The sequence below is a fragment of the Stenotrophomonas sp. genome (genome assembly GCF_050737075.1).
GTDB lineage: Bacteria > Pseudomonadota > Gammaproteobacteria > Xanthomonadales > Xanthomonadaceae > Stenotrophomonas.
This window is the reverse complement of record NZ_JBOHXV010000042.1, coordinates 13,159-34,575: the sequence shown is the minus strand read 5'-3', so window position 1 is coordinate 34,575 and position 21,417 is coordinate 13,159. Positions and strand designations below refer to the sequence as shown.

Annotated in this window: 19 protein-coding genes; 11 read left to right on the top strand and 8 right to left on the bottom strand. The window is 66.9% G+C overall.

Annotated elements, in window-relative coordinates; translation table 11 throughout:
• Nucleotides 1-85: 85 nt before the first annotated feature.
• Together ACREPD_RS11830 and prpE are read left to right on the top strand one after the other, a co-directional pair.
• Nucleotides 86-1,150 carry an aldo/keto reductase gene (locus ACREPD_RS11830; protein ID WP_431599516.1) on the top strand — a complete coding sequence of 355 codons (1,065 nt, stop codon included), beginning with the start codon at nt 86-88 and terminating at the stop codon, nt 1,148-1,150.
• Nucleotides 1,151-1,239: 89 nt separating this feature from the next.
• Entirely contained in the window at nt 1,240-3,117 is a 1,878-nt protein-coding gene (prpE, locus tag ACREPD_RS11825) for a propionate--CoA ligase (RefSeq protein ID WP_431599515.1), read from the top strand.
• A 332-nt stretch (nt 3,118-3,449) separates the two neighbouring features.
• On the opposite strand, the gene ACREPD_RS11820 is transcribed toward prpE, so the two are convergent.
• A complete protein-coding gene (locus tag ACREPD_RS11820; RefSeq protein WP_431599514.1) occupies nt 3,450-3,728 on the bottom strand; it encodes a hypothetical protein in 279 nt (92 codons plus the stop codon).
• A 294-nt stretch (nt 3,729-4,022) separates the two neighbouring features.
• On the opposite strand from ACREPD_RS11820, the gene ACREPD_RS11815 reads away from it, so the two are divergent.
• Nucleotides 4,023-4,517, top strand: a complete 495-nt coding sequence (locus ACREPD_RS11815; RefSeq protein ID WP_431599513.1) for a hypothetical protein — start codon at nt 4,023-4,025, stop codon at nt 4,515-4,517.
• 67 nt (nt 4,518-4,584) lie between these two features.
• A complete protein-coding gene (locus tag ACREPD_RS11810) occupies nt 4,585-5,646 on the top strand; it encodes a suppressor of fused domain protein (protein ID WP_431599522.1) in 1,062 nt (353 codons plus the stop codon).
• 85 nt (nt 5,647-5,731) lie between these two features.
• On the opposite strand, the gene ACREPD_RS11805 is transcribed toward ACREPD_RS11810, so the two are convergent.
• The 5 genes from ACREPD_RS11805 to ACREPD_RS11785 all read right to left on the bottom strand — a co-directional run bounded on the left by ACREPD_RS11805 (nt 5,732) and on the right by ACREPD_RS11785 (nt 11,111).
• Nucleotides 5,732-6,343 carry a glutathione S-transferase N-terminal domain-containing protein gene (locus ACREPD_RS11805; RefSeq protein WP_431599512.1) on the bottom strand — a complete coding sequence of 204 codons (612 nt, stop codon included), beginning with the start codon at nt 6,341-6,343 and terminating at the stop codon, nt 5,732-5,734.
• Nucleotides 6,344-6,429: 86 nt separating this feature from the next.
• A complete protein-coding gene (locus ACREPD_RS11800; RefSeq protein WP_421570683.1) occupies nt 6,430-6,888 on the bottom strand; it encodes a cell wall hydrolase in 459 nt (152 codons plus the stop codon).
• 358 nt (nt 6,889-7,246) lie between these two features.
• The gene (locus ACREPD_RS11795) at nt 7,247-9,292 is read right to left on the bottom strand and encodes an FAD-dependent oxidoreductase (RefSeq protein ID WP_431599511.1); all 2,046 of its coding nucleotides are present in this window, start codon (nt 9,290-9,292) and stop codon (nt 7,247-7,249) included.
• A gap of 61 nt (nt 9,293-9,353) precedes the next feature.
• Nucleotides 9,354-9,965: a YczE/YyaS/YitT family protein gene (locus ACREPD_RS11790; RefSeq protein ID WP_421570685.1), complete on the bottom strand. Its 612-nt coding sequence runs from the start codon at nt 9,963-9,965 to the stop codon at nt 9,354-9,356.
• A gap of 123 nt (nt 9,966-10,088) precedes the next feature.
• Entirely contained in the window at nt 10,089-11,111 is a 1,023-nt protein-coding gene (locus ACREPD_RS11785; RefSeq protein ID WP_431599510.1) for a zinc-binding alcohol dehydrogenase family protein, read from the bottom strand.
• A gap of 370 nt (nt 11,112-11,481) precedes the next feature.
• Between ACREPD_RS11785 and ACREPD_RS11780 the strand changes: the two genes are divergently transcribed.
• From ACREPD_RS11780 to ACREPD_RS11765, 4 genes are all read left to right on the top strand, one after another.
• The gene (locus ACREPD_RS11780; RefSeq protein WP_431599509.1) at nt 11,482-12,567 is read left to right on the top strand and encodes an OmpA family protein; all 1,086 of its coding nucleotides are present in this window, start codon (nt 11,482-11,484) and stop codon (nt 12,565-12,567) included.
• 171 nt (nt 12,568-12,738) lie between these two features.
• On the top strand, nt 12,739-13,245 hold the full coding sequence (locus ACREPD_RS11775; protein ID WP_431599508.1) for a hypothetical protein: 507 nt from the start codon (nt 12,739-12,741) through the stop codon (nt 13,243-13,245).
• 19 nt (nt 13,246-13,264) lie between these two features.
• Nucleotides 13,265-14,104 (top strand): pseudouridine synthase, encoded by an 840-nt coding sequence (locus tag ACREPD_RS11770; protein WP_431599507.1) that lies wholly within the window; start codon nt 13,265-13,267, stop codon nt 14,102-14,104.
• A gap of 56 nt (nt 14,105-14,160) precedes the next feature.
• The gene (locus tag ACREPD_RS11765) at nt 14,161-14,502 is read left to right on the top strand and encodes a hypothetical protein (protein ID WP_431599506.1); all 342 of its coding nucleotides are present in this window, start codon (nt 14,161-14,163) and stop codon (nt 14,500-14,502) included.
• 186 nt (nt 14,503-14,688) lie between these two features.
• Here the strand turns inward: ACREPD_RS11765 and kbl are convergent, their stop codons facing one another.
• Nucleotides 14,689-15,900: a glycine C-acetyltransferase gene (gene kbl / locus ACREPD_RS11760; RefSeq protein WP_431599505.1), complete on the bottom strand. Its 1,212-nt coding sequence runs from the start codon at nt 15,898-15,900 to the stop codon at nt 14,689-14,691.
• Nucleotides 15,901-16,093: 193 nt separating this feature from the next.
• Between kbl and ACREPD_RS11755 the strand changes: the two genes are divergently transcribed.
• Nucleotides 16,094-16,795, top strand: a complete 702-nt coding sequence (locus ACREPD_RS11755; RefSeq protein ID WP_431599504.1) for a TorF family putative porin — start codon at nt 16,094-16,096, stop codon at nt 16,793-16,795.
• A 124-nt stretch (nt 16,796-16,919) separates the two neighbouring features.
• On the opposite strand, the gene tdh is transcribed toward ACREPD_RS11755, so the two are convergent.
• Nucleotides 16,920-17,942: an L-threonine 3-dehydrogenase gene (gene tdh, locus ACREPD_RS11750; RefSeq protein ID WP_313348133.1), complete on the bottom strand. Its 1,023-nt coding sequence runs from the start codon at nt 17,940-17,942 to the stop codon at nt 16,920-16,922.
• A gap of 409 nt (nt 17,943-18,351) precedes the next feature.
• On the opposite strand from tdh, the gene ACREPD_RS11745 reads away from it, so the two are divergent.
• Together ACREPD_RS11745 and ACREPD_RS11740 are read left to right on the top strand one after the other, a co-directional pair.
• The gene (locus ACREPD_RS11745; protein WP_431599503.1) at nt 18,352-20,517 is read left to right on the top strand and encodes a S46 family peptidase; all 2,166 of its coding nucleotides are present in this window, start codon (nt 18,352-18,354) and stop codon (nt 20,515-20,517) included.
• Nucleotides 20,518-20,711: 194 nt separating this feature from the next.
• Nucleotides 20,712-21,356 carry a histidine phosphatase family protein gene (locus ACREPD_RS11740; protein WP_431599502.1) on the top strand — a complete coding sequence of 215 codons (645 nt, stop codon included), beginning with the start codon at nt 20,712-20,714 and terminating at the stop codon, nt 21,354-21,356.
• Nucleotides 21,357-21,417: the final 61 nt, after the last annotated feature.

Here is a 21,417-nt window from a genome sequence, read left to right as displayed (position 1 = left end):
AAGCCTGCTGGACGGGCGGGCTACCGCCGCCTGTGGCTGCCGGCGGAAGATTTCCGGCAGTTCCCCTGACCCAAGGCCCCTGCAGATGACCACCACCGCCCTCAACCACTACCGCCTGCTCGGACGATCCGGCCTGCGCGTGTCGCCGCTCTCGCTGGGCACCATGACCTTCGGTGCCGACTGGGGCTGGGGCGCGGACGCCGCCGAGGCCGCGCGCATCTTCGATGCGTATGTCGAGCGTGGCGGCAACTTCATCGACACCGCCGTGAACTACACCAACGGCAGCGCCGAACGGATTCTTGGCGGGCTGATCAAGGACAAGCGCGAACGCATCGTGCTGGCCACCAAGTTCACCATGGCGCGCGAGGCCGGCAATCCCAATGCCGGTGGCAACCACCGGCTCAACCTGGTGTGCTCGGTGGAAACCAGCCTGCGCCAGCTCGATACCGACCGCATCGACCTGCTGTACCTGCATGCGTGGGATTTCACCACGTCGCCCGAGGAGGTGATGCGCGCGCTCGACGATCTGGTACGCGCGGGCAAGGTGCTTTACCTGGGCATCTGCAACACCCCGGCATGGCGCGTGGCGCAGATGCAGACCCTCGCCGACCTGCGCGGCTGGTCGCCGTTCGTTGCGCTGCAGATCGAGTACAGCCTGCTCGAGCGCACCGTGGAGCACGAGCTGATGCCGATGGCCGAAGCGCTTGGTCTCGGCGTGCTGCCCTGGTCGCCGCTGGGCGGCGGCGTGCTCACCGGCAAGTACAGCCGCGCGGATCTGACCGACGACAATGCTGCCGACGTATCGCCCACGCGCAAGGGCGTGATCGCGTCCACCGGACACCTGACCGGGCGTGCCCTGGACATCGCCGACGTGGTCGGTGCGATCGCCGGGGAGCTGGGCGCCACCCGCTCGCAGGTCGCCCTGGCCTGGACGCTGCGGCATCCCGCCGTGGTCTCCCCGGTCATGGGCGCGCGCACCCTGGCGCAGTTGCAGGACAATCTGGGTGCGCTGGACATCGTGTTCAGCGATGCGCAGCTGCAACGCCTGGACGCGGCCAGCGCGCCGGCACCGATCTTCCCCGCGCGTTTCATCGCACGGCCGATGGCGCAGCAGCTGATCAGCGGTGGGAGCCACATCCGGAGTCGGTAGCAGCGGGCCGTCCTACGACCAAGGTCGGACGGCCGGCCTACCGCCATCGGACTATGCTCGATCCCATGACTTTGTCTGGGAGGGCTGTCATGCGTTACGAAGATGTCTACCGGCGATCCATCGACGAACCCGAGGCGTTCTGGGCCGAGGAGGCGGAGCGGATCTACTGGCACAAGCGGCCAGAGCAGATCCTGGACTACAGCAACCCGCCGTTCCGGCGCTGGTTCGTGGGCGGGGAGACCAACCTCTGCTACAACGCCGTGGATCGCCACCTGGTCGACCGCCCCGATCAGCTGGCGCTGGTAGCCATTTCCACCGAAACCAACGGCACCCGCGAGATCACCTACCGCGAGCTCCATCGCGAAGTGAATGCCTTTGCCGCCGTGCTGCAGCGGCTGGATGTGAAGCGCGGCGACCGCGTGGTGATCTACATGCCGAACATGGCCGAGGCGGTATTCGCCATGCTGGCCTGCGCCCGCATCGGCGCCATCCACTCGGTGGTGTTCGGCGGGTTCGCCGCGCACAACCTGGCGTTGCGCATCGACGATGCCGAGCCGAAGCTGCTGATCATCGCCGACGCCGGCAAGCGCGGTGGCAAGGTCATTCCGTACAAGGCGATGGTGGACGCGGCGTGTGCCGAAGCGCAGTCGCCGCCGCCGCATGTGTTGATCGTGTCGCGCGGGCTGGACCCGGCCGAACCGAGGGTGCCGGGACGCGACCTCGACTACGCCACGCTGCGCGAGGAAGTGGGCGACCAGGACGTGCCGGTGGTGTGGCTGGAATCGAGCGAACCCAGCTATCTGCTGTACACCTCGGGCACCACCGGCAAGCCGAAGGGCGTGCAGCGCGACGTGGGCGGCTATGCGGTGGCGATGGCGCAGTCCATGGAAACCGTGTTCGACTGCAAGCCGGGCCAGGTGATGTTTTCCACCTCGGACGTGGGCTGGGCGGTAGGGCATTCCTACAACGTCTACGGCCCGCTGATCGGGGGCTGCACCTCGCTGCTGTACGAAGGGCTGCCGACCAACCCGGATCCGGGCATCTGGTGGGCGCTGTGCGAGCAGTACGGCGTGCGCACGCTGTTCTCGTCGCCCACCGCCATCCGCGTGCTCAAGAAGCACGATGTCGACTTCATCCGTCGCCATGACCTGGAGGCGCTCAAGTATGTGTTCCTGGCCGGCGAACCGCTCGACGAACCCACCGCGCACTGGATCAACGATGCGCTCGGCAAGCCGATCATCGACAACTACTGGCAGACCGAAACCGGCTGGCCCGCGCTCACCCTGTTGCCGGGCGTGGACATGAAGCCGGTGCGTTTCGGCTCGCCGGGTTTCGCCAACCTCGGCTACCGCATGAAGGTGATCGACGAGAACACCGGCGCGGAAGTCGAACCGGGGCAGAAGGGCGTGCTGGTGATGGTGCCGCCATTGCCGCCGGGTTGCATGAGCACGGTGTGGAAGGACGACGCGCGCTTCATCCAGAGCTATTTCAGCCACTTCAAGGAACTGCTGTACAGCTCGCTGGACTGGGCGATCCGCGATGAAGACGGCTACACCTTCATCCTCGGCCGCACCGACGACGTGATCAATGTGGCGGGCCACCGGCTGGGCACGCGCGAGATCGAGGAGTGCATTTCCGGCCACCCGCTGGTGGCCGAGGCGGCGGTGATCGGGGTCAAGGACGAACTCAAGGGCCAGGTGCCGCTGGTATTCGTCACCCTCAAGCAGGCGATCGACGGCGACGGCAGCGCGGTGGTGGCCGAGATGATGCAGCGGGTCACCCAGAGCCTGGGCGCGGTCGCCCGGCCGGCCCACATCCACCTGGTCAACGCGCTGCCCAAGACCCGCTCGGGCAAGCTGCTGCGCCGCTCGCTGCAGGCCCTGGCCGAACACCGCGACCCGGGCGACCTGTCCACCCTGGACGACCCGGGCGCACTGGACGAGATCCGCCGCGCGCTGGGGCGGTAGCGTATTCCCCCGGCCGGAGGACCCCACAGGGCGCCGGGATACCCGGCCGACTCGGGATGGTCGGCCACGGGCGGACTTATCGGGCGGTGGCGGAGCGGCCAGTGGAGGAACGGCCGCCCGTTGGCGGAGCGGCCTGCACCGGTAGGGTCGCATCCCGATCGACTGCCGATGCAGGTGATCAGCGCGGTGGCGGCATGACCCCTGCCGAAGCTGGTGTCCGTGTCATCGCAGAGCGCATTTCCGGTTGAAGTGCACGCCGCCATCGCACGTGGACAGTGCAGCGGCGGTCGATTGGGATGCGACCCTACCTCGTCTCCGCCGCTGAGGTCGGTTCAACGTCTGCCACGAGGCCTCGCGGAGGCAACCATCGCGCCGTACAGCAAAGACCCCCCTGTGTTGATGCTGACGATCTTCAGCAGGCTGGCGTCTGTCATCAGCAGCGCCGCTGCCGTCGCAAGTGGTCCCCAAGTGAGCAGAAAGCTGAGGGCGTGCACCAGGCAGGCGCGCATGAACCCGATGGGCTTCTCGCGATCCCGATGGCCAAGTCGCACGAACAGCCAGTCCGCCAACAACGGCGCGGGAAACTTCCTCTTTCTGTGTTCCGGGTACATGGCATCTCCTTATGCGTGCCTGTAGCGAGGGCACACCCTAATCAGGGGGGCGACCGGGTTCAAGGCAAGTCGTCGCAATCGCCCGGCCCCCGTCGGCCCGCCGTGTTGCAGCGCATTACCCGCTGCTGGAGACCTCGGGTAAGCTGCGGGGGTGATCGTGACGGGCCGGATGCGTGCCGCGCCGGGGATGGCGTGCACGGGCAGGGCCGGTGCCTGGACGATCGCAAGGGGGCGTACGTGTGCCGGTGACCGCCGGGCCGTGCGTGCAGGGGGACCAGGCAACAGGGGAAACACATGGCGTATATCCATGCCAAGACGGCCGCTGGCCGTCAGGAAATCGAAGACCGCGCGCGCCGACTGCCGCCAGGGTTGCGCTCCATTCTGCTGATGGTCGATGGTCAGCGCGATGACGACGAATTGACCGGCATGTTACCGGGGCTGCGCGCGCCCGATGATGCGCTGGAGCAGCTGGCGCAGATGGGGCTGATCGAGATCACCGGCGGCTCGCTGGCACCGGCCGCGCCGCGCGCGCTGACCGCCGGGCGCGAACAGGACCCGCAGTTGTACAAACAACTGTATGACTGGATGAGCGAATCGGTGCGCAAGCACCTTGGCCTGAAGGGCTATTTCATGCAGCTCAAGATCGAGCGCTGCACCGACGCGTCCGGCCTGGAAAAGCTGTGGCCGGAAATGGCAGCGGCAGTGTCCAAGGCCAAGAGCCCGGCGCTGGCCAACCGCTGGCTGGAAGAAACCCGCGCGCTGCTGCTCACCACACCGCAGCCGGCCTGAGCGGCGCAGCAGCGGGCAGCAACATTGGCGTACATTGGCGTCCTTTCCCGGCACCGAGGGCGAACGCATGGACGAGCAGAACACCGACATCCCCGGCGGCGACGGCACACCCGGCTGGGATGCCATCAATGCCGCGCTGGCACCGCTGTACCCGGGGCAGGAGCCGCGCCACTTCGGCACGGCGCTGCCGTATACGCTGGGTGGGCGCGATCCGCTGGATGGCATCAGTGTCTACCGTGCCGAGCTGCCACGGCCGCATTGGCACTACGTGACCTACGGCTTCTCCGAGCTGTATGGCAAGCAGAGCGATGACGCCGACAGCAGCGGCTTCGGGTTCGAGCTGACCTTCCGGCTGGCCGTGGAAGACGGCGAAGATACGCCGCCGGTGTGGCCGATGAACCTGCTGCAGAACCTGGCGCGCTACGTGTTCGCCAGCGGCAACGTCTTCGAGGCGGGCCACCACATGGATGCCAACGGCCCGATCGCGCTGGATACCGATACCTGCCTGCGCCACCTGGCTTTCATGCCCGACCCGCAGTTGCCGTCGCGTGCCACCGCCAATGGCCGGCTGACGTTCCTGCAGGTGATCGGCGTGAGCGATGCGGAAATGGCGGCGATCAAACGCTGGTCGACCGACGGCGTGCTGCAGGCACTGGAGCCGCGCATGCCGTTGTGGATCACCGACCTGCACCGCGCCTCGCTGTTGGATGATCCGGCGCTGGCGCAGCTGCTGCAGCAGGGCAGCGAACGCGAGGGGTCGAGCACCGCCGTGCTGTTCGTGGAGACGCTGGACTGGCGCGAAGAAGGCGAGGGCGTGGTACTCGTGCTGGGCGCCGGGCAGGTGCCCAACGTGCTGGAGTTGTTGCCGCTGCGTCTGGCGCATGGCCATCCGCTCACCATCGTCAGCCGCGAGCGGGAATGGGAATTTGCGCCGGGCGCGGAGGATGCCGTGCGTGCGGTTGAAGACGGCATGCGCTGCACGTTGTCCGCGCGGGGCCTGGCCACGCTGCAGCAGCAGGTGCGTGCGGAACGTGGCCGCTATCCAGTACCGGGCACGGGGCTGGTGGTGGAAGTCGTGCCGACCACCCTGCGCGATGCACAGGACAACGTGGTGCGCGAGATCGGGTGATGGCAGGCATGAAAAAGCCCGGCGTGGCCGGGCTTGTTGGTTTCGATCATTGATCAGCCAGGCATGGCCTGGCTCTACGGCACGCTTAATTCAGGCCTTCGGCCTGCAGTGCCGCCTGCACGCCGGTGTCGGCGTCCATGCGGGTCTTGTACGCGGCCAGGTTGTCCAGGCCCGACAGGTCGACCTTGGCGGCGTTGGCCCAGCGCAGGGTGATGTAGAAGTAGGGATCGGCGAAGCTGCGGAAGCCGGCCAGCCACGGCTTGTCGGCCAGCTGGCGGTCGGCGGTTTCGAACAGGCCGCGCAGGCGCTTGCGTGCGGCGGCGCGAATCGCGTCGAACTGGCTCTCGTCGGCGATGAACTTGGCCGGGCCGAACAGCGGCGAGAACGCCGGGTGCACGTCGGAATTGACGAAGGACAACCAGCGGGCCGCTTCGGCGCGCTGCTGCGGGCTGCCGTCACCGCCCAGCCCGGCCTGCGGGAAGGAATCGGCGATGTAGCCCATGATGGCCGCGTTCTGGGTCAGCACGAAGTTGCCGTCGACCAGGGCGGGCACCGCGCCGGCGGGATTGATCGCCAGGAACGCGGGCGCCTTCATGGTGTCCTTGTCCAGCAGTTCCACCTCGAAGGGCTGGCCGGTCCATTGCAGCGCGATATGGTCGGCGGTGGAACAGGCGCCGGGCTTGCTGTACAGCTTCATGGGGACTCCGTTCGGGGTCGGTGGTGGAAACCACCACTATCCCAGAGGCCCGGGGCGCGCGGCAACGGCGCGCCGGCAACAGATCGTTACGACTGGCGGGGCTTGAGGCTCTGCACCTTATAGAAGGTGTGGTCGCCAATGGTCGCCACCTGGTAGGCGTTGCGCCAGCTCGGGTTGGCGATGGCCAGTGCGGCGAAGTGGCTCGCACCGGGCACGATTTCCTTGCGCTCGCCCACCGGCAGCGCCCAGTTGCGCTCGGCGTCGAAGGCCACGGTCATCGCCTCTTCCCAGGCATCGGTATTGGCCAGCTGGGTGCCCGGCGCCACGATCGTGGGGGCGAACTGCTTGCGTGCGGTCACCACCTTGCACATCGAATCGCCCCACAGCCCGCTGTCCAGGCGGCGCAGGGCCACCTCCGCAACGGCTTGCTGGCCTCTCAGGGTCTGGTCACGCGCTTCGAGGTAGACGGTCGTGCTCAGGCACAACGAATCGGCGGCCGGCTGGGGCAACAACTGCGACAGCCAGAGAATCCAGGCCAGTTTCATAAATCTCCTTGCTCCGTGTGGGCCGCACCTGGCTGTCCACCCGCTTCGGCGGGATGGGGCAAGGCGTACGACTTGGCGTCATGGGGAGGCGACCATCGGGGCCGCCCGTTGGCGGCACCCTGGGAAGTCGGGGGCCGCGCGCTCACTCGAACTGGGTGGTGAGCGGGAAAGTTGGCGCACGATAGGGGGGGATTTCGCAACGCATCCTGAATCGAATGGCTTGACATTCAGGTTCGGAGGGCGGGCGGATAATCGTATTCAGGTGCCGGTCGCGGGCATGTGAGCGCCGCACAAAGGACATCGTTCACCGGCAGCGCCGGCCGTTGGCCGGCACTCCGATGAGCGTCTGGAACGTCGGTTAGAGGGCCGCCGCGACGCGGCTGCCCTGCTGGATCGCCCGTTTCGCATCCAGTTCCGCGGCCACGTCGGCGCCGCCGATCAGGTGCGCCTGGACACCGGCGGCCAGCAGCGCGGCATGCAGGTCGCGGCGCGGTTCCTGCCCGGCGCACACCACCACGTGGCTGACCGGCAGGGTCTGTTCCTGGCCGTCCACGCGGATGCGCAGGCCGTCATCGTCGACCCCCAGGTATTCCACGCCGCCGAGCATCTTCACGCCCTTGGCCTTGAGCGTGGCGCGGTGGATCCAGCCGGTGGTCTTGCCCAGCCGCGCGCCCGGCTTGCCGGGGCTGCGCTGCAGCAGCCAGACCTTGCGCGCGGGCGCTTCCGGCTGCGGCCTGGCCAGCGCACCGCGCGCCTCGAACGTGGGGTCCACGCCCCATTCGGCCATCCAGCGCGAAGCGTCCAGTGCCGACGACGGTCCCGCGTGATGCACCAGGAATTCGCCGACATCGAAGCCGATGCCGCCGGCGCCGATGATGGCGGCCTCGGCCCCCACCTGCACCCTGCCCAGCAGCACGTCCAGGTAGGTGACCACCTTGGGGTGGTCGGCCCCCGGGAAGGCGACCTGGCGCGGGGTGATGCCGGTGGCGACCACGACGTCGTCGAAGCCTGCCAGCGTGCCCACGTCGGCGACGGTGTCGAGCTTCACCTCGACCCCGGTCTCCTCCAGCAGGTGGCGGAAGTAACGCAGGGTCTCGTGGAACTCTTCCTTGCCGGGGATGCGCTTGGCCACGTTGAACTGGCCGCCGATCTCACTGCCGGCGTCGAACAGGGTGACCCGGTGGCCGCGCTGGGCCGCCACCGTGGCGCAGGCCAGCCCGGCCGGACCGGCGCCGACCACCGCGACCGTGCGCGGGGCGGCGGTGGGGCGGTAGACCAGCTCGGTTTCGTGCACCGCGCGCGGGTTGACCAGGCAACTGGCGGTCTTGTTCTCGAACACGTGGTCCAGGCAGGCCTGGTTGCACGCAATACAGGTATTGATCGCCTGCGGGCGGCCGGCGCGGGCCTTGTTGGCCCATTCCGGGTCGGCCAGCAACGGCCGCGCCAGCGACACCATGTCGGCGCCGCCACCGGCCAGGATCTGCTCGGCCACGTCGGGCATGTTGATGCGGTTGGTGGCGATCACCGGCACCCGCACATGCGGCTTGAGTTTGGCGGTGACGCCGGCGAAGGCCGCACGCGGCACCGAGGTGGCGATGGTCGGGATGCGTGCCTCGTGCCAGCCGATGCCGGAGTTGATCAGGGTCGCGCCGGCCGCTTCGATCGCCTTGGCCTGCTGCACGATCTCGTCCCAGTTGCTGCCGTCGTCGACCAGGTCGACCAGCGACAGCCGGTAGATGATGATGAAGTCCGGCCCGCAGGCCTCGCGGATGCGGCGCACGATTTCCACCGCGAACTGCATGCGCTGGGTCGCGTCGCCGCCCCAGCGGTCGCTGCGCAGGTTGGTGCGCGGGGCGATGAATTCGTTGATGAGATAGCCTTCCGAGCCCATCACTTCCACGCCGTCATAGCCGTCATAGCCGGCTTCGCGGGCCAGGCGCGCGCTGCGGGCGTAGTCGGCGATGTGGCGCTCCACCCCGCGCGCGGACAGGGCGCGCGGCGTGAACGGATTGATCGGCGCCTTCTTCTTCGACGGCGCCACCGACAGGGGGTGGTAGGCGTAGCGCCCGGCGTGCAGCAGCTGCAGGCAGATCTTGCCGTCGTGCGCGTGCACCGCGCCGGTCAGCTGGCGATGCGGGCCCACTTCGCACGGCCAGGACAGCTTGCCGCCGAAGGGCTTCAGCCAGCCCACCACGTTCGGCGCATAGCCGCCGGTGACGATCAGGCCCACGCCGCCGGCCGCGCGTTCGGCGAAATACGCCGCCAGGCGGGGAAAGTCGCGTGCGCGGTCTTCCAGGCCGGTGTGCATGGACCCCATCAGGATCCGGTTGCGCAGGGTGGTGAAGCCCAGGTCGAGCGGGGCGAACAGGTGGGGATAAGCAGGTGTTTCAGCGGCTGGCGACATGAAGATACGCTTGCGTACGGTTGGGGCGAAGGGTGCCGCGAATCGCCTTTGCACGCAAGAGTTACCGCATGGCGGGCGCGGGTTCCGGCTTGCGGATGCCGAACAGGGGAAGGGTGTAGCCGCAGAGCGGGCCGATGAGCAGGGCGAAGGCGAGGGTGCCCAGGCCGACGTTGCCGCCCAGCTGCCAGCCGATCACCAGCACGGTGCCTTCGATCAGGCTGCGCACCACCCAGATCGGCCAGCCGGTGCGGGCGTGCAGCCCGGTCATCAGGCCGTCGCGCGGGCCCGGGCCGAAGCGGGCGCCGATGTACAGGCCGGTGGCCACCGCCACCAGCAGCAGGCCAAGCACGAACATCGGTACCTGCCAGGCCAGGCCGTGCACCTCCGGCAGCAGCCACAGGCCGAACTGGGCGCTGGGACCGATCAGCAGCACGTTCAGCACCGTGCCCAGTCCCGGCTTCTGCCGGATCGGCCACCACAGCAGCAGCACCAGCGCGCCGATCACATTGGTGGCCACCCCGAACGACAGCGGCGTCTGCAGCGCAATGCCCTGCGACAGCACATCCCACGGCGCCACGCCGACCGCGGCACGGATCATCACCGCCGCGCCCATGCCGTACAGGAACAGGCCGATCAACAGTTGCAGCAGGCGCAGGGGCAGGGAGGTGGGCATGGCGGCGTTACCGGGGAGGGCCTTTGACTGTAGGCGGCGGCAGCGCCTGCCAACAGATACAGATGCACGCGATTGCACGCACACAGGTGGAGCCGGGCTCTGCCCGGCTGCCGTTTCGCGGCGTTACCAGCCGGCCAGCACCAGCTTGCCGATCACGCCGCCACCTTCCAGCAGGCGATGCGCCTCGCGCAGGTTCGCCGCCGTGATCGTGCCCAGCGACGTGTGCGCGGTGGAGCGCAGCTCGCCCGCATCCACCAGGCTGGCCACGCGGCTGAGAATGCGGTGCTGTTCGATCATGTCGGGGGTGCGGAATCGGGCCCGGGCGAACATGAACTCCCAATGGATGCCAATGCACTTGGCCTTGTAGGGATCGCCGATGCGCAGCGCGCCACGCGGTTCCACGATCAGCCCGACATGGCCCTGCGGCGCCAGCAGTTCGCCGATCACGTCCCAGTAGCGGTCGGTATCGGCCAGGTTGAGCACCACGTCCACCTGGGCAATGCCGAGCGCCTGCAGCTGCGCGGGCAGGGGCTGATGATGGTCGATCACGTGGTCGGCGCCCATGCGCCGACACCACTCGGCCGACGCGTCGCGCGAGGCCGTGGCGATTACCGTGAAGCCCGCATGCCGCGCAAGCTGGGTCGCGATCGAGCCGACGCCGCCGGCACCGCCGATCACCAGCAGTGTCTTCCCCACATGGCGACGCCCATCGAAGTGCAGCGGCATGCGCTGGAACAACAGTGCCCACGCCGTCAGTGCGGTCAGCGGCAGCGCCGCAGCCTCGGCGAAATCCAGCGTGGTCGGCTTGCGGCCCACCAGACGCTCGTCTACCCACTGCCATTGGGCATTGCTGCCGGGGCGGGTCACATCACCCGCGTAATACACCTCGTCGCCCGGCACGAACGCGGTGACGTCGGGACCGACGGCTTCTACGATGCCGGAAGCGTCAAAGCCAAGCACGCGCGCTGGAAGATTTTCGCCCCGTTGTGAGACACGTTGCTTGGTATCGACCGGATTGACGGAAATGGCTTGTATGCGCACCAGAAGGTCCGCGCCCTGCGGCGGGCCCGGGTCGGCAATCTCGATGTCCTGCAGCGAATCCGGGTCGTCAATCGGCAGAGCGTGGGTCAGGCCTACGGCTTTCATGGCAACTCCGTGGGGGGAATTTCCCCTCATCATACGGGCGACATCGAACCTGTTTCTGCGCTGAATCAATGTACGCCATGAATCTGCATCAAATACTGTGGCGAGCCATTGAAATCTCTGAGAAAGTGGCAAAACCCTTGTCATTGTTGGGTCTTGCGCAACTTCATCAACCTGTATAGGGTGCCTCCAGCTGGACCGGTGGAGGTCTGGTCGCCGTCTTCACATGTTACGTGACCGTTAACATCACCTTCACTCCCCTGAGCATAATGTTCGCGGCGGTGGCGTGCTGAATCGGCAGTCTGAAAACGACGCAGTAGTGCTGGCCCATGCCTCTACCGGTTTCATACCCCCGAAATAGGAGCTGTACTCAATGAACAAGAAGATCCTCACTGCCGCGCTGCTGGGCGGCCTGGCTTTTGCCCAGGCGGCTTCGGCGCAGGATTTTGATGACCGCTGGTACCTGACCGGTTCGGCCGGCTTCAACTTCCAGGATAACGACCGTCTGACCAACGACGCTCCGTTCGTTACCCTGGGCCTTGGTAAGTTCATCAGCCCCAACTGGTCGCTGGACGGCGAGCTGAACTACCAGAACCCGAACTTCGATGCCAACCAGGATCTGAACTGGAGCCAGTACGGCGCCTCGATCGACCTGCGTCGCCACTTCATCTCCGAAGGCCGTGGCTGGAACCCCTACCTGCTGATGGGCCTGGGCTACCAGAAGTCGGAAGAAGAGTTCGACAACACCCCGTCGCCGAACAGCCCGGGTGAGCGCAAGGACGGCAACTTCGCCGCCAAGGTCGGCGTCGGCCTCCAGACCACCTTCGACAAGCGCGTTGCTGTTCGCGCCGAAGTGGCCTACCGCGGTGACTTCGACGACAAGAGCTACCACGCTCCGGACGAAAGCTGGTTCGGCGACGTGCTGGCCTCGGTCGGCGTCGTGATCCCGCTGGGCCCGCCGCCGTCTGCCCCGGTTGCTGCTCCGGCTCCGGTTGCCCCGAGCTGCGCAGACCTGGATGACGACGGTGACGGCGTCAACAACTGCGACGACAAGTGCCCGGATTCGCAGCCGGGTCAGACCATCGGTCCGGACGGTTGCCCGGTGCCGGTCTCCATCGACCTGAAGGGCGTCAACTTCGACTTCGACAAGTCGACCCTGCGTCCGGACGCGCGTGCGATCCTGGCTGAAGCCACCCAGATCCTGACCCGTTACCCGGATCTGCGTGTCGAAGTCGCTGGCCACACCGACCTGTGCGGCAAGGACGACTACAACCAGAAGCTGTCCGAGCGTCGTGCGACCACCGTGTACGACTATCTGACCCAGAACGGCGTGAGTGCCAGCCGTCTGACCGGTCCGATCGGTTATGGCGAGAGCCGTCCGCTGGAGCAGACCCCGCAAACCTTCCCGGCCTGCAAGAGCGAGAAGAACCGTCGTACCGAGCTGAACGTCCAGAACTAATCCTTCTGGTAGTACAGCCTCAGAACAGGGCCCGGCATCGCCGGGCCCTGTTTTTTTTTGTGGAATCGTCAACAAATCCAACAAGTTGCCGTATTCATTGAATGTGAGACCTTGAAAGCCGTTGTGGCGCTGTTAAACTCGGCGCGTCGACCCCTTTCCTGGATGCATCCCATGCTGCGTATTGCACTGGCCGCCGCACTTGGCCTGGCCCTGGTTCCCACCGCCTACGCAGCCGTGGATTGCTCGGCATCGGCCACCAGCGTCAAGCCGCTGCCGCTGCCGGCCACCGCGATCGCCCCGGTGGCAGAAGAGCTCTACATCCGCAACGTGCAGCTGGGCATGCCCGCTGGCGTGCTGACCTCCAATTTCGACCAGCGGCAGTCGCTGGACAGCGTGCTGCAGCGCCTGCGTATCGATGGCTGCCAGAACATCGCCAAGGCGATGCCGGGCGCACCGGCGATCAAGCCGAACGACCCGGCGGCCTACAAGCCGCAGACCGAATTCGACAACACGCCGTGGCGCTTCGACATGAGCCAGAACGGCAAGCGCATGACTGCCGACGAGTTCGACGCCTGGATGAAGTCGCGCGGCGTGCGCGTGGTCAAGCCGCGCGCCGCAGCCGCACCGGCACCCGCCGTCGAAGCACCGGCTGAGACCAAGCCGGGCGGCAAGAAGTAAGCAACGCGCGCGGCACCCGATGCGTAACCGTCGACCCCCCGCCGCGCCAACCGCTCGACCACGCCGCGATCCGCGGCGTGCGTCCGCTACCGCCAGGCCAGCGGCCCAGGTCAGCGATGCGCCACGCCACGGGCTGGCGCGCGTGTTGTCCAAGGCCGGGCTGTGCTCGCGCACCGAAGCCGCGCGCTGGATCGCCGAGGGCCGCGTGACGGTCGACGGCCGCACCATCAACAATCCCGAATTCCCGATCATCGACGGCCGCCATGTGGTGCATGTCGATGGCCGGCCACTGGGTGCGCCGCGCCGCCTGCACATCGTGCTCAACAAGCCGCGCGGCCTGGTCACCACCGCGCAGGATGAGCGCGGGCGCGACACCGTGTACCGCTGCTTCGATGGGGCAGGGCTGCCATGGCTGGCGCCGGTGGGCCGCTTGGACAAGGCCAGCGAAGGGCTGCTGCTGTTCAGCAACGACCCGCAGTGGGCCGCGCAGCTGACCGATCCGGCCACCGGGCCGGACAAGACCTACCACGTCCAGATCGATGCCATACCCGATGCCGCGCAGCTCGCCGCGCTGTGCACGGGCGTGGACGATGAAGGCGAGTTCCTGCGCGCCCGCCAGGCGCGCCTGCTGCGCAGCGGCGACAAGACCGCCTGGCTGGAAGTGGTGCTGGAGGAAGGGCGCAACCGGCATATCCGTCGGCTGCTGGCCGCCTTCAACATCAACGTGCTGCGCCTGGTGCGCGTGGGCATTGGTCGCCTGCCGCTGGGCACGCTGGCCAAGGGTGCCTGGCGCGAACTGGAGCCGCACGAGCTGGAACTGCTTGCCGCCACGGCCGACGGCGCCGTGGCCGATGCGTGAGATTGGGCAAGGGATGGCCTGCAACCGAGATTCTGTCCACTACCGGGAGTAACGCCATGAATGCCCACCCCCTCACCCGTTCCCTGCTGCGCGGCGCCTGCCTGCTGCTGCCGGCCGCGCTGCTGAGCGCCTGCGGTGGCCACAAAGAAGTGGCCAAGGCCGCTCCGCCGGTGACCGACAAGATCGTGGAGATCCATGCGTCCGAACGCGACGCCCTGGGGGCCTACCGCTTCAACATGAGCGAAGGCGACAAGCGCATGAGCGCCGACGAGTTCGAGGCGTGGATGAAGTCCAACGGCATCCGCGTGGCCAAGGGCAACCCGAACGCGACGCCGGCGGCCAAGCCGGTGGTGGTGGCCACCAAGCAGGACCCGAAGGACAAAAAGAAAAAGAAATGACGCGCGTTGCGCGCGTCATTTCCCGGTAAAGCCGACGGGGTAGAGCCGACTGGGTAGAGCCGACTGGGTAGAGCCGACTGTTAGTCGGCTAAGCGCGTAGCGCGGGCTTTTGATTGCACCGCGGAGGGCAGCCGACTAACAGTCGGCTCTACCCCGTCGGCTCTACCCGCCCGAGCGCTTTGCGCGTCAGGCTTTGATCACACCCAGTTCCAGCCCGATGCGGGTGAACGCATCGATCGCGCGGTCCAGGTGCTGGCGGGTGTGCGCGGCGCTGATCTGGGTGCGGATGCGCGCCTTGCCCTGCGGCACCACCGGGAAGAAGAAGCCGATCGCATAGATGCCTTCTTCGAGCAGGCGCTCGGCGAACTTCTGCGCCAGCGGTGCGTCGTACAGCATCACCGGACTGATCGGGTGCACGCCCGGCCGCACATCGAAACCGGCGGCGGTCATCTTCTCGCGGAAGTACGCGGTGTTCTCGGCAAGCGTGTCGCGCAGGTCGTCGGCGGCGGCGAGCATGTCGAACGCCTTGATGCCGGCGGCGACCACGTGCGGCGGCAGCGAGTTGGAGAACAGGTAGGGGCGCGAGCGCTGGCGCAGCAGCTCGATCACCTCAGCGCTGGCGCAGGTGAAGCCGCCCAGTGCGCCGCCCATCGCCTTGCCCAGGGTGCCGGTGATGATGTCGATCTTCTCCAGCACGCCCTTGACCTCGGCCGAACCACGGCCGGTGGCGCCCAGGAAGCCGGTGGCGTGGCATTCGTCGATATGGACCAGCGCGTTGTACTTCTTCGCCAGCGCGGTGATCTCGTCCAGCGGCGCAATGAAGCCGTCCATCGAGAACACGCCGTCGGTGGTGATCAGCTTGGTGCGGCAGCCGGCGGCATCGGCGGCCTGCAGCTGGGCCTCCAGGTCGGCCATGTCGCAGTTGGCGTAGCGGAAGCGCTTGGCCTTGCACAGGCGCACGCCGTCGATGATCGAGGCATGGTTGAGCGCGTCGGAGATGACCGCGTCGTGTTCGCCCAGCAACGGCTCGAACAGGCCGCCGTTGGCGTCGAAGCAGGCGGCGTACAGAATGGTGTCCTGCTTGCCGAAGAACGCGGCGATCTGCCGCTCCAGCTGCTTGTGCAGGTCCTGGGTGCCACAGATGAAGCGCACCGAGGCCATGCCGAAGCCGTGGCTGTCCAGCGCGTCCTTGGCCGCCTGGATCAGGTCAGGGTGGTCGGCCAGGCCCAGGTAGTTGTTGGCGCAGAAGTTCAGCACCGTGCGGCCGTCGTCCAGGGTGATCTCGGCCGACTGCGGGCTGGTGATCACGCGCTCGGACTTGAACAGGCCCTGGGCGCGGATCGCCTCCAGTTCCTCAACGTAGTGCTGGGTGAGCGGGGCGGTCTGGGCGTCGGTCATGGCAGGCGGTCTTCGGCACGGGAAAACCGGGATTTTACCTGTCGGGGCGGGCGAGGGGGCCGTGCCGGCAACCGGCGGTCAAGCCCCGGGCACGGAAACGGTTGCGCATGAGATTGTTGCATCGCAATATCAATCAGGTTAAAAATCTGTAAACCCCGCTGCATCTGCCCCCCACGTCCCGGAGAGACCCCGCATGAACCACGCCACGCGCTGTACCGCCGCCGTTGTGCTCTGCGCCGCCTTGCTTGCCCCGTTTGCCGCCAGTGCCCAGGACGAGGCCGAGTCTCCCTTCAGCTGGAACGTCACCGGCGTGTCCGATTACGTGTTCCGCGGCGTCTCGCAGACCGATGAGGACCCGACCCTGCAGGCCGGTTTCACCTACACCTCGCCGGTCGGGCTGTACGCCGGTGTCTGGGGATCGGGCGTGGACTTCGGTGATGGCGGCCCCGATGCCGAGGTCGACTACTTCGTCGGCTATGGCGTGGACATCACCGACAGCCTCAACTTCGACGTGATGCTCAATCACTACAGCTACCCCGGTTCGAGCGAACTGGCGTACACCGAGCTGATCACCAAGACCAGCTTCGCCGAGCATTACAACGTGACCGTGGCCTACACCAACGACGTCTGGAACACCGACACCGATGGCTGGTACTTCGCGGCCGGCACCGAATGGGCGCTGCCGAAGGACTTCAACCTCACCGCCAACGTGGGCCGCAGCACGTTCAAGGATACCGTCGCCAAGGATTACACCGACTGGAACATCGGCGTGAACCGCACCTGGGGCCTGTTCACCCTGGGCCTGGGCTACTACGGCACCGACGGCAACGGCCGCGACAACTCCGGCAAGCTGGCCGACAACCGCGTGGTGTTCACGGTCGCAGTAGGGCAGTAACACGCGGATCGCCGATCAAAGAAAAAGGCACCCGATGGGTGCCTTTTTTCGTGCCGACCAACGGTCGGTACCTACCGCAATCGTGGCAGACATCGGTAGGTCACGACCGTTGGTCGTGATGCCCTCAATTCCAGCTGAGGACCACCTTGCCGGCCTTGCCCTGTTCCATCAGGTCGAAGCCCTTCTGGAAGTCGTCGATCGGCAGCTGGTGGGTAAGTACCTTGCCGAGCGGGAAGCCGGACAGCACCAGCTGGGTCATCTTGTACCAGGTCTCGTACATCTTGCGGCCGTAGATGCCCTGCACGGTCAGGCCCTTGAAGATGATCTTGTCCCAGTCGCAGCCGGCGCCCTTGGGCATGATGCCGAGCATGGCGATCTTGCCGCCGTGGTACATGCAGTCGAGCATGTCGTTGAACGCGCGCGGGTTGCCGCTCATTTCCAGGCCCACGTCGAAGCCCTCCATGTGCAGGTCCTTCATCACGTCCTTGAGCGAGGTGTTGGACACGTTCACCACACGGGTGGCGCCCATGTCGGCGGCCAGCTTCAGGCGGAAGTCGTTGACGTCGGTCACCACCACGTTGCGTGCGCCGATGTGCTTGCAGATGCCGGCGGCAATGATCCCGATCGGACCGGCGCCGGTGATCAGCACGTCTTCGCCGATGACGTTGAATTCCAGCGCGCAATGCGCGGCATTGCCATAGGGGTCGAAGAACGCGGCCAGTTCCGAGGGGATCTGGTCGGGGATCGGCCACAGGTTGCTGGCCGGCATCACCATGTATTCGGCGAAGGCGCCGTTGACGTTGACGCCGATGCCCACCGTGTTCGGGCACAGGTGCGGACGGCCACCGCGGCAGTTGCGGCAATGGCCGCAGACAATGTGGCCTTCGGCCGACACGCGCTGGCCGATCTCGTAGCCGGTGACGCCCGGGCCGATCTCGGCGATGCGGCCGACGAACTCATGGCCGATGGTCAGGCCCGGCTTGATCGTGCGCTGGCTCCACTCGTCCCACAGGTAGATGTGCAGGTCGGTACCGCAGATGGCGGTCTTCTCCAGCTTGATCAGGACCTCGTTCGGGCCCGGCACCGGCACCGGCACGTCTTCGAGCCAGATGCCCTTGGCGGCTTCGCGCTTGACCAGGGCCTTCATTGTTTGCTGCGCCATCGGGGTGGAACTCATCTGGGGGAAAGGCGGAATTATAGGCCCGGTGGGGGCCGGGGCATGTTGCGATGCGGGTAGGAATGACGGGCGCGGCGGATGCGTAGGGACACGCCATGCGTGTCTGCCCTTTGTTCAGGGATCATGGACGCCTGACGGGCGGCTTCGGTGGGTCTAAACGTCGGACGGAATGCGTCAAACGGGTAGGGCGCCGTTTCGGACGCTTGTGCCGCGCTGGGCGCGGTGTCCGGCCAACGGCCGGGGCTACGAATTGTTACGTGGCCATTGGGATGCGGATCAATCGACCATGGGCCCATTGGGGCCCCTCGTGACTTTCGGGCGTCGGGGTCGGTCTGGGGGCACGGTAGACTCGGCGGTTCTTTCGTTTTGGGGTCGCTTGATGCGCTCGAACCTGCTCGCTTTCTCCGTCGTTGCCAGCCTTGGGCTGGTCCAGGCCGCCCATGCCGCTGAGGGCATGTGGGTGCCGCAACAGCTGCCTGAAATCGCCGGGCCGCTCAAGCAGGCGGGCCTGAAGCTGTCCCCGGAACAGATCTCGGACCTGACCGGCGACCCGATGGGCGCCGTGGTCGCGCTGGGCGGCTGCACCGCCAGCTTCGTCTCCCCGCAGGGCCTGGTGGTCACCAACCACCACTGCGCCTACGGTGCGATCCAGCTGAACTCCACCGCCGAAAAGAACCTGATCAAGGACGGCTTCAATGCGCCGACCCTGAAGGACGAGCTGAGCGCCGGCCCCAACGCCCGCGTGTTCGTGCTGGACCAGATCACCGACGTCACCGACCAGGCCAAGGCCGCCATCGCCGCTGCCGGCAAGGACCCGCTGGCCCGCACCCGCGCGCTGGAAGCCTTCGACAAGGCGCAGACCGCCGCCTGCGAGGCCGACGCCGGCTTCCGCTGCCGCCTGTACAGCTTCTCCGGCGGCAACACCTACCGCCTGTTCCGCAACATGGAAATCAAGGACGTTCGCCTGGTCTACGCGCCCCCGTCCAGCGTGGGCAAGTTCGGCGGCGACGTGGACAACTGGATGTGGCCGCGCCACACCGGCGACTTCTCGTTCTACCGTGCCTACGTGGGCAAGGACGGCAAGCCGGCCGCGTTCTCGGCCGACAACGTGCCGTACCAGCCCAAGCACTTCCTGAAGTTCGCCGACCAGCCGCTGGGCGCCGACGACTTCGTGATGGTGGCCGGCTACCCGGGCCGCACCAACCGCTACGCGCTGGCCGGTGAGTTCAACGAGACCGCCGACTGGACCTACCCGACCATCGCCCGCCACTACAACGCGGTGCTGGAGATGATCGACAAGGCCGGCAAGGCCGATGCCGACGTGAAGGTGAAGTACGCCGCCACCGCCGCCAGCATGAACAACGTGGCCAAGAACTACGCCGGCCAGCTGGAAGGCTTCAAGCGCATCGACGCGGCCGGCCAGAAGCAGGCCGAGGAAGCGGCCGTGCTGGCCTGGCTGAAGAAGCAGGGCGCTGCCGGCAAGCCGGCGCTGGCCGCGCACGCGCAGCTGATCAAGCACCTGGATACCAGCAAGGCCACCCGCGAACGCGACCTGTTCGTGAGCCAGTTCAACAACACCTCGGCCGTTGCCGCGGCGCTGTCGCTGTACCGCCTGTCGATCGAACGCGCCAAGCCCGATGCCGAGCGTGAGGCAGGCTACCAGCAGCGCGACCTGCCGACGATTGAAGGCAACCTGCGCCAGATGGACCGCCGCTACGTGGCCGGGATGGATCAGCAACTGCAGCAGTACTGGCTGAACCAGTACGTGGCCCTGCCGGCCGCGCAGCGCAGCAACGAGGTGCTGAACCAGTGGCTGGCCGGCAGCGATGCCGCCGCCGTCAACGGCCTGGTTGGCAAGTTGTCCGCGACCAAGCTGGGCAGCCTGGACGAGCGCCTGACCTGGTTCAAGGCCGACCGCGCCGCGTTCGAGGCCAGCACCGACCCGGTGATCCAGTACGCCGTGGCGACCATGCCGGCCCTGCTCAAGCAGGAAGAGCAGAAGAAGACCCGCGAAGGCGAATCGCTGCTGGCCCGCCCGACCTACCTGCAGGCGCTGGCCGATTACAAGAAGAGCAAGGGCGAGTTCGTCTACCCGGACGCCAACCTGTCGCTGCGCATCACCTTCGGCAATGTGATGGGCTACGCGCCCAAGGACGGCGTGGCCTACACCCCGTTCACCACGCTGGAGGGCATCGTGGCCAAGGAAACCGGCGCCGACCCGTTCGATTCGCCCAAGCCGCTGCTCGACGCGGTCAAGGCCAAGCGTTACGGCGGGCTGGAAGACAAGCGGATCGGCTCGGTGCCGGTGAACTTCCTGTCCAACCTGGACATCACCGGCGGCAACTCCGGCTCGCCGGTCCTGGACGCGCACGGCAAGCTGGTCGGCCTGGCCTTCGACGGCAACTGGGAATCGGTCAGCTCCAACTGGGTGTTCGACCCGGTCATGACGCGCATGATCGCGGTGGACAGCCGCTACATGCAGTGGATCATGCAGGAAGTGGCCCCGGCGCCGCAGTTGCTCAAGGAGTTGAACCTCACGCGGTGACGCGTGGTTTCCGAGTGCCGGCCAGAGGCCGGCGCTACTGATACCTGACCCCGCGGCAACCCGCGGGGTTTTTCGTTGGGGGTGCGGGCGCAGGGCCGGTGCGCCGGCAAGGTATGATGGCCATTCCCCCCGATCATTCACATCATGTGAACGATTGCGACTGTCTTCCTCCTCCCCAAGGACCTCTAGTTCGCATGCGCATCCTGCTTGCCCGTCACGGCGAAACCCCGTGGAATGCCGAAGGCCGTTACCAGGGCCAGATCGATATCCCGTTGTCGCCGATCGGCGAAGCCCAGGCCCAGGCGCTCGGTGAGCGCCTGAAGTCGGTGGACATCACCCGTGCGGTGGCCTCGCCGCTGTCGCGCGCGCAGCGCACCGCGCAGTTGGCGCTGGGCGCCGGTCGCGCCGACATGCTGCTGACCGAGCCGGAGTTGCAGGAGATCGCCCACGGCGAGTGGGAAGGCCTGCTGGCCACTGAAATCCATGAAAAAGACCCGTCGCGCCTGCAAGCCTGGCGCGACGAGCCCGATACCGTGCTGATGCCCGGCGGCGAATCGCTGCGGCTGGTGCTGGACCGCAGCTGGCGCGGCCTGGCCCGCGCCGCCGAAGGGCTGGGCGAACACGACACGCTGCTCGTGGTCGCGCATGACGCCGTCAACCGGGTGATCCTGTGCCGCATCCTGGGTCTGCCGCTGTCGCGCCTGTGGACGTTCCGCCAGGCACCGACCACGCTGAATCTGCTCGAAGGCGCCGACCTGGACAGCCTGGAAGTGGTGCGGTTGAACGATTGTGCGCACCACACGCCGTTCTTTGGTGAGGCGAAGCATCGGGCGTTGTAGGTTTGAAGGAGCAGCCGACTAACAGTCGGCTCTACCCGTCGGCTCTACCAGTCCGCTCTAC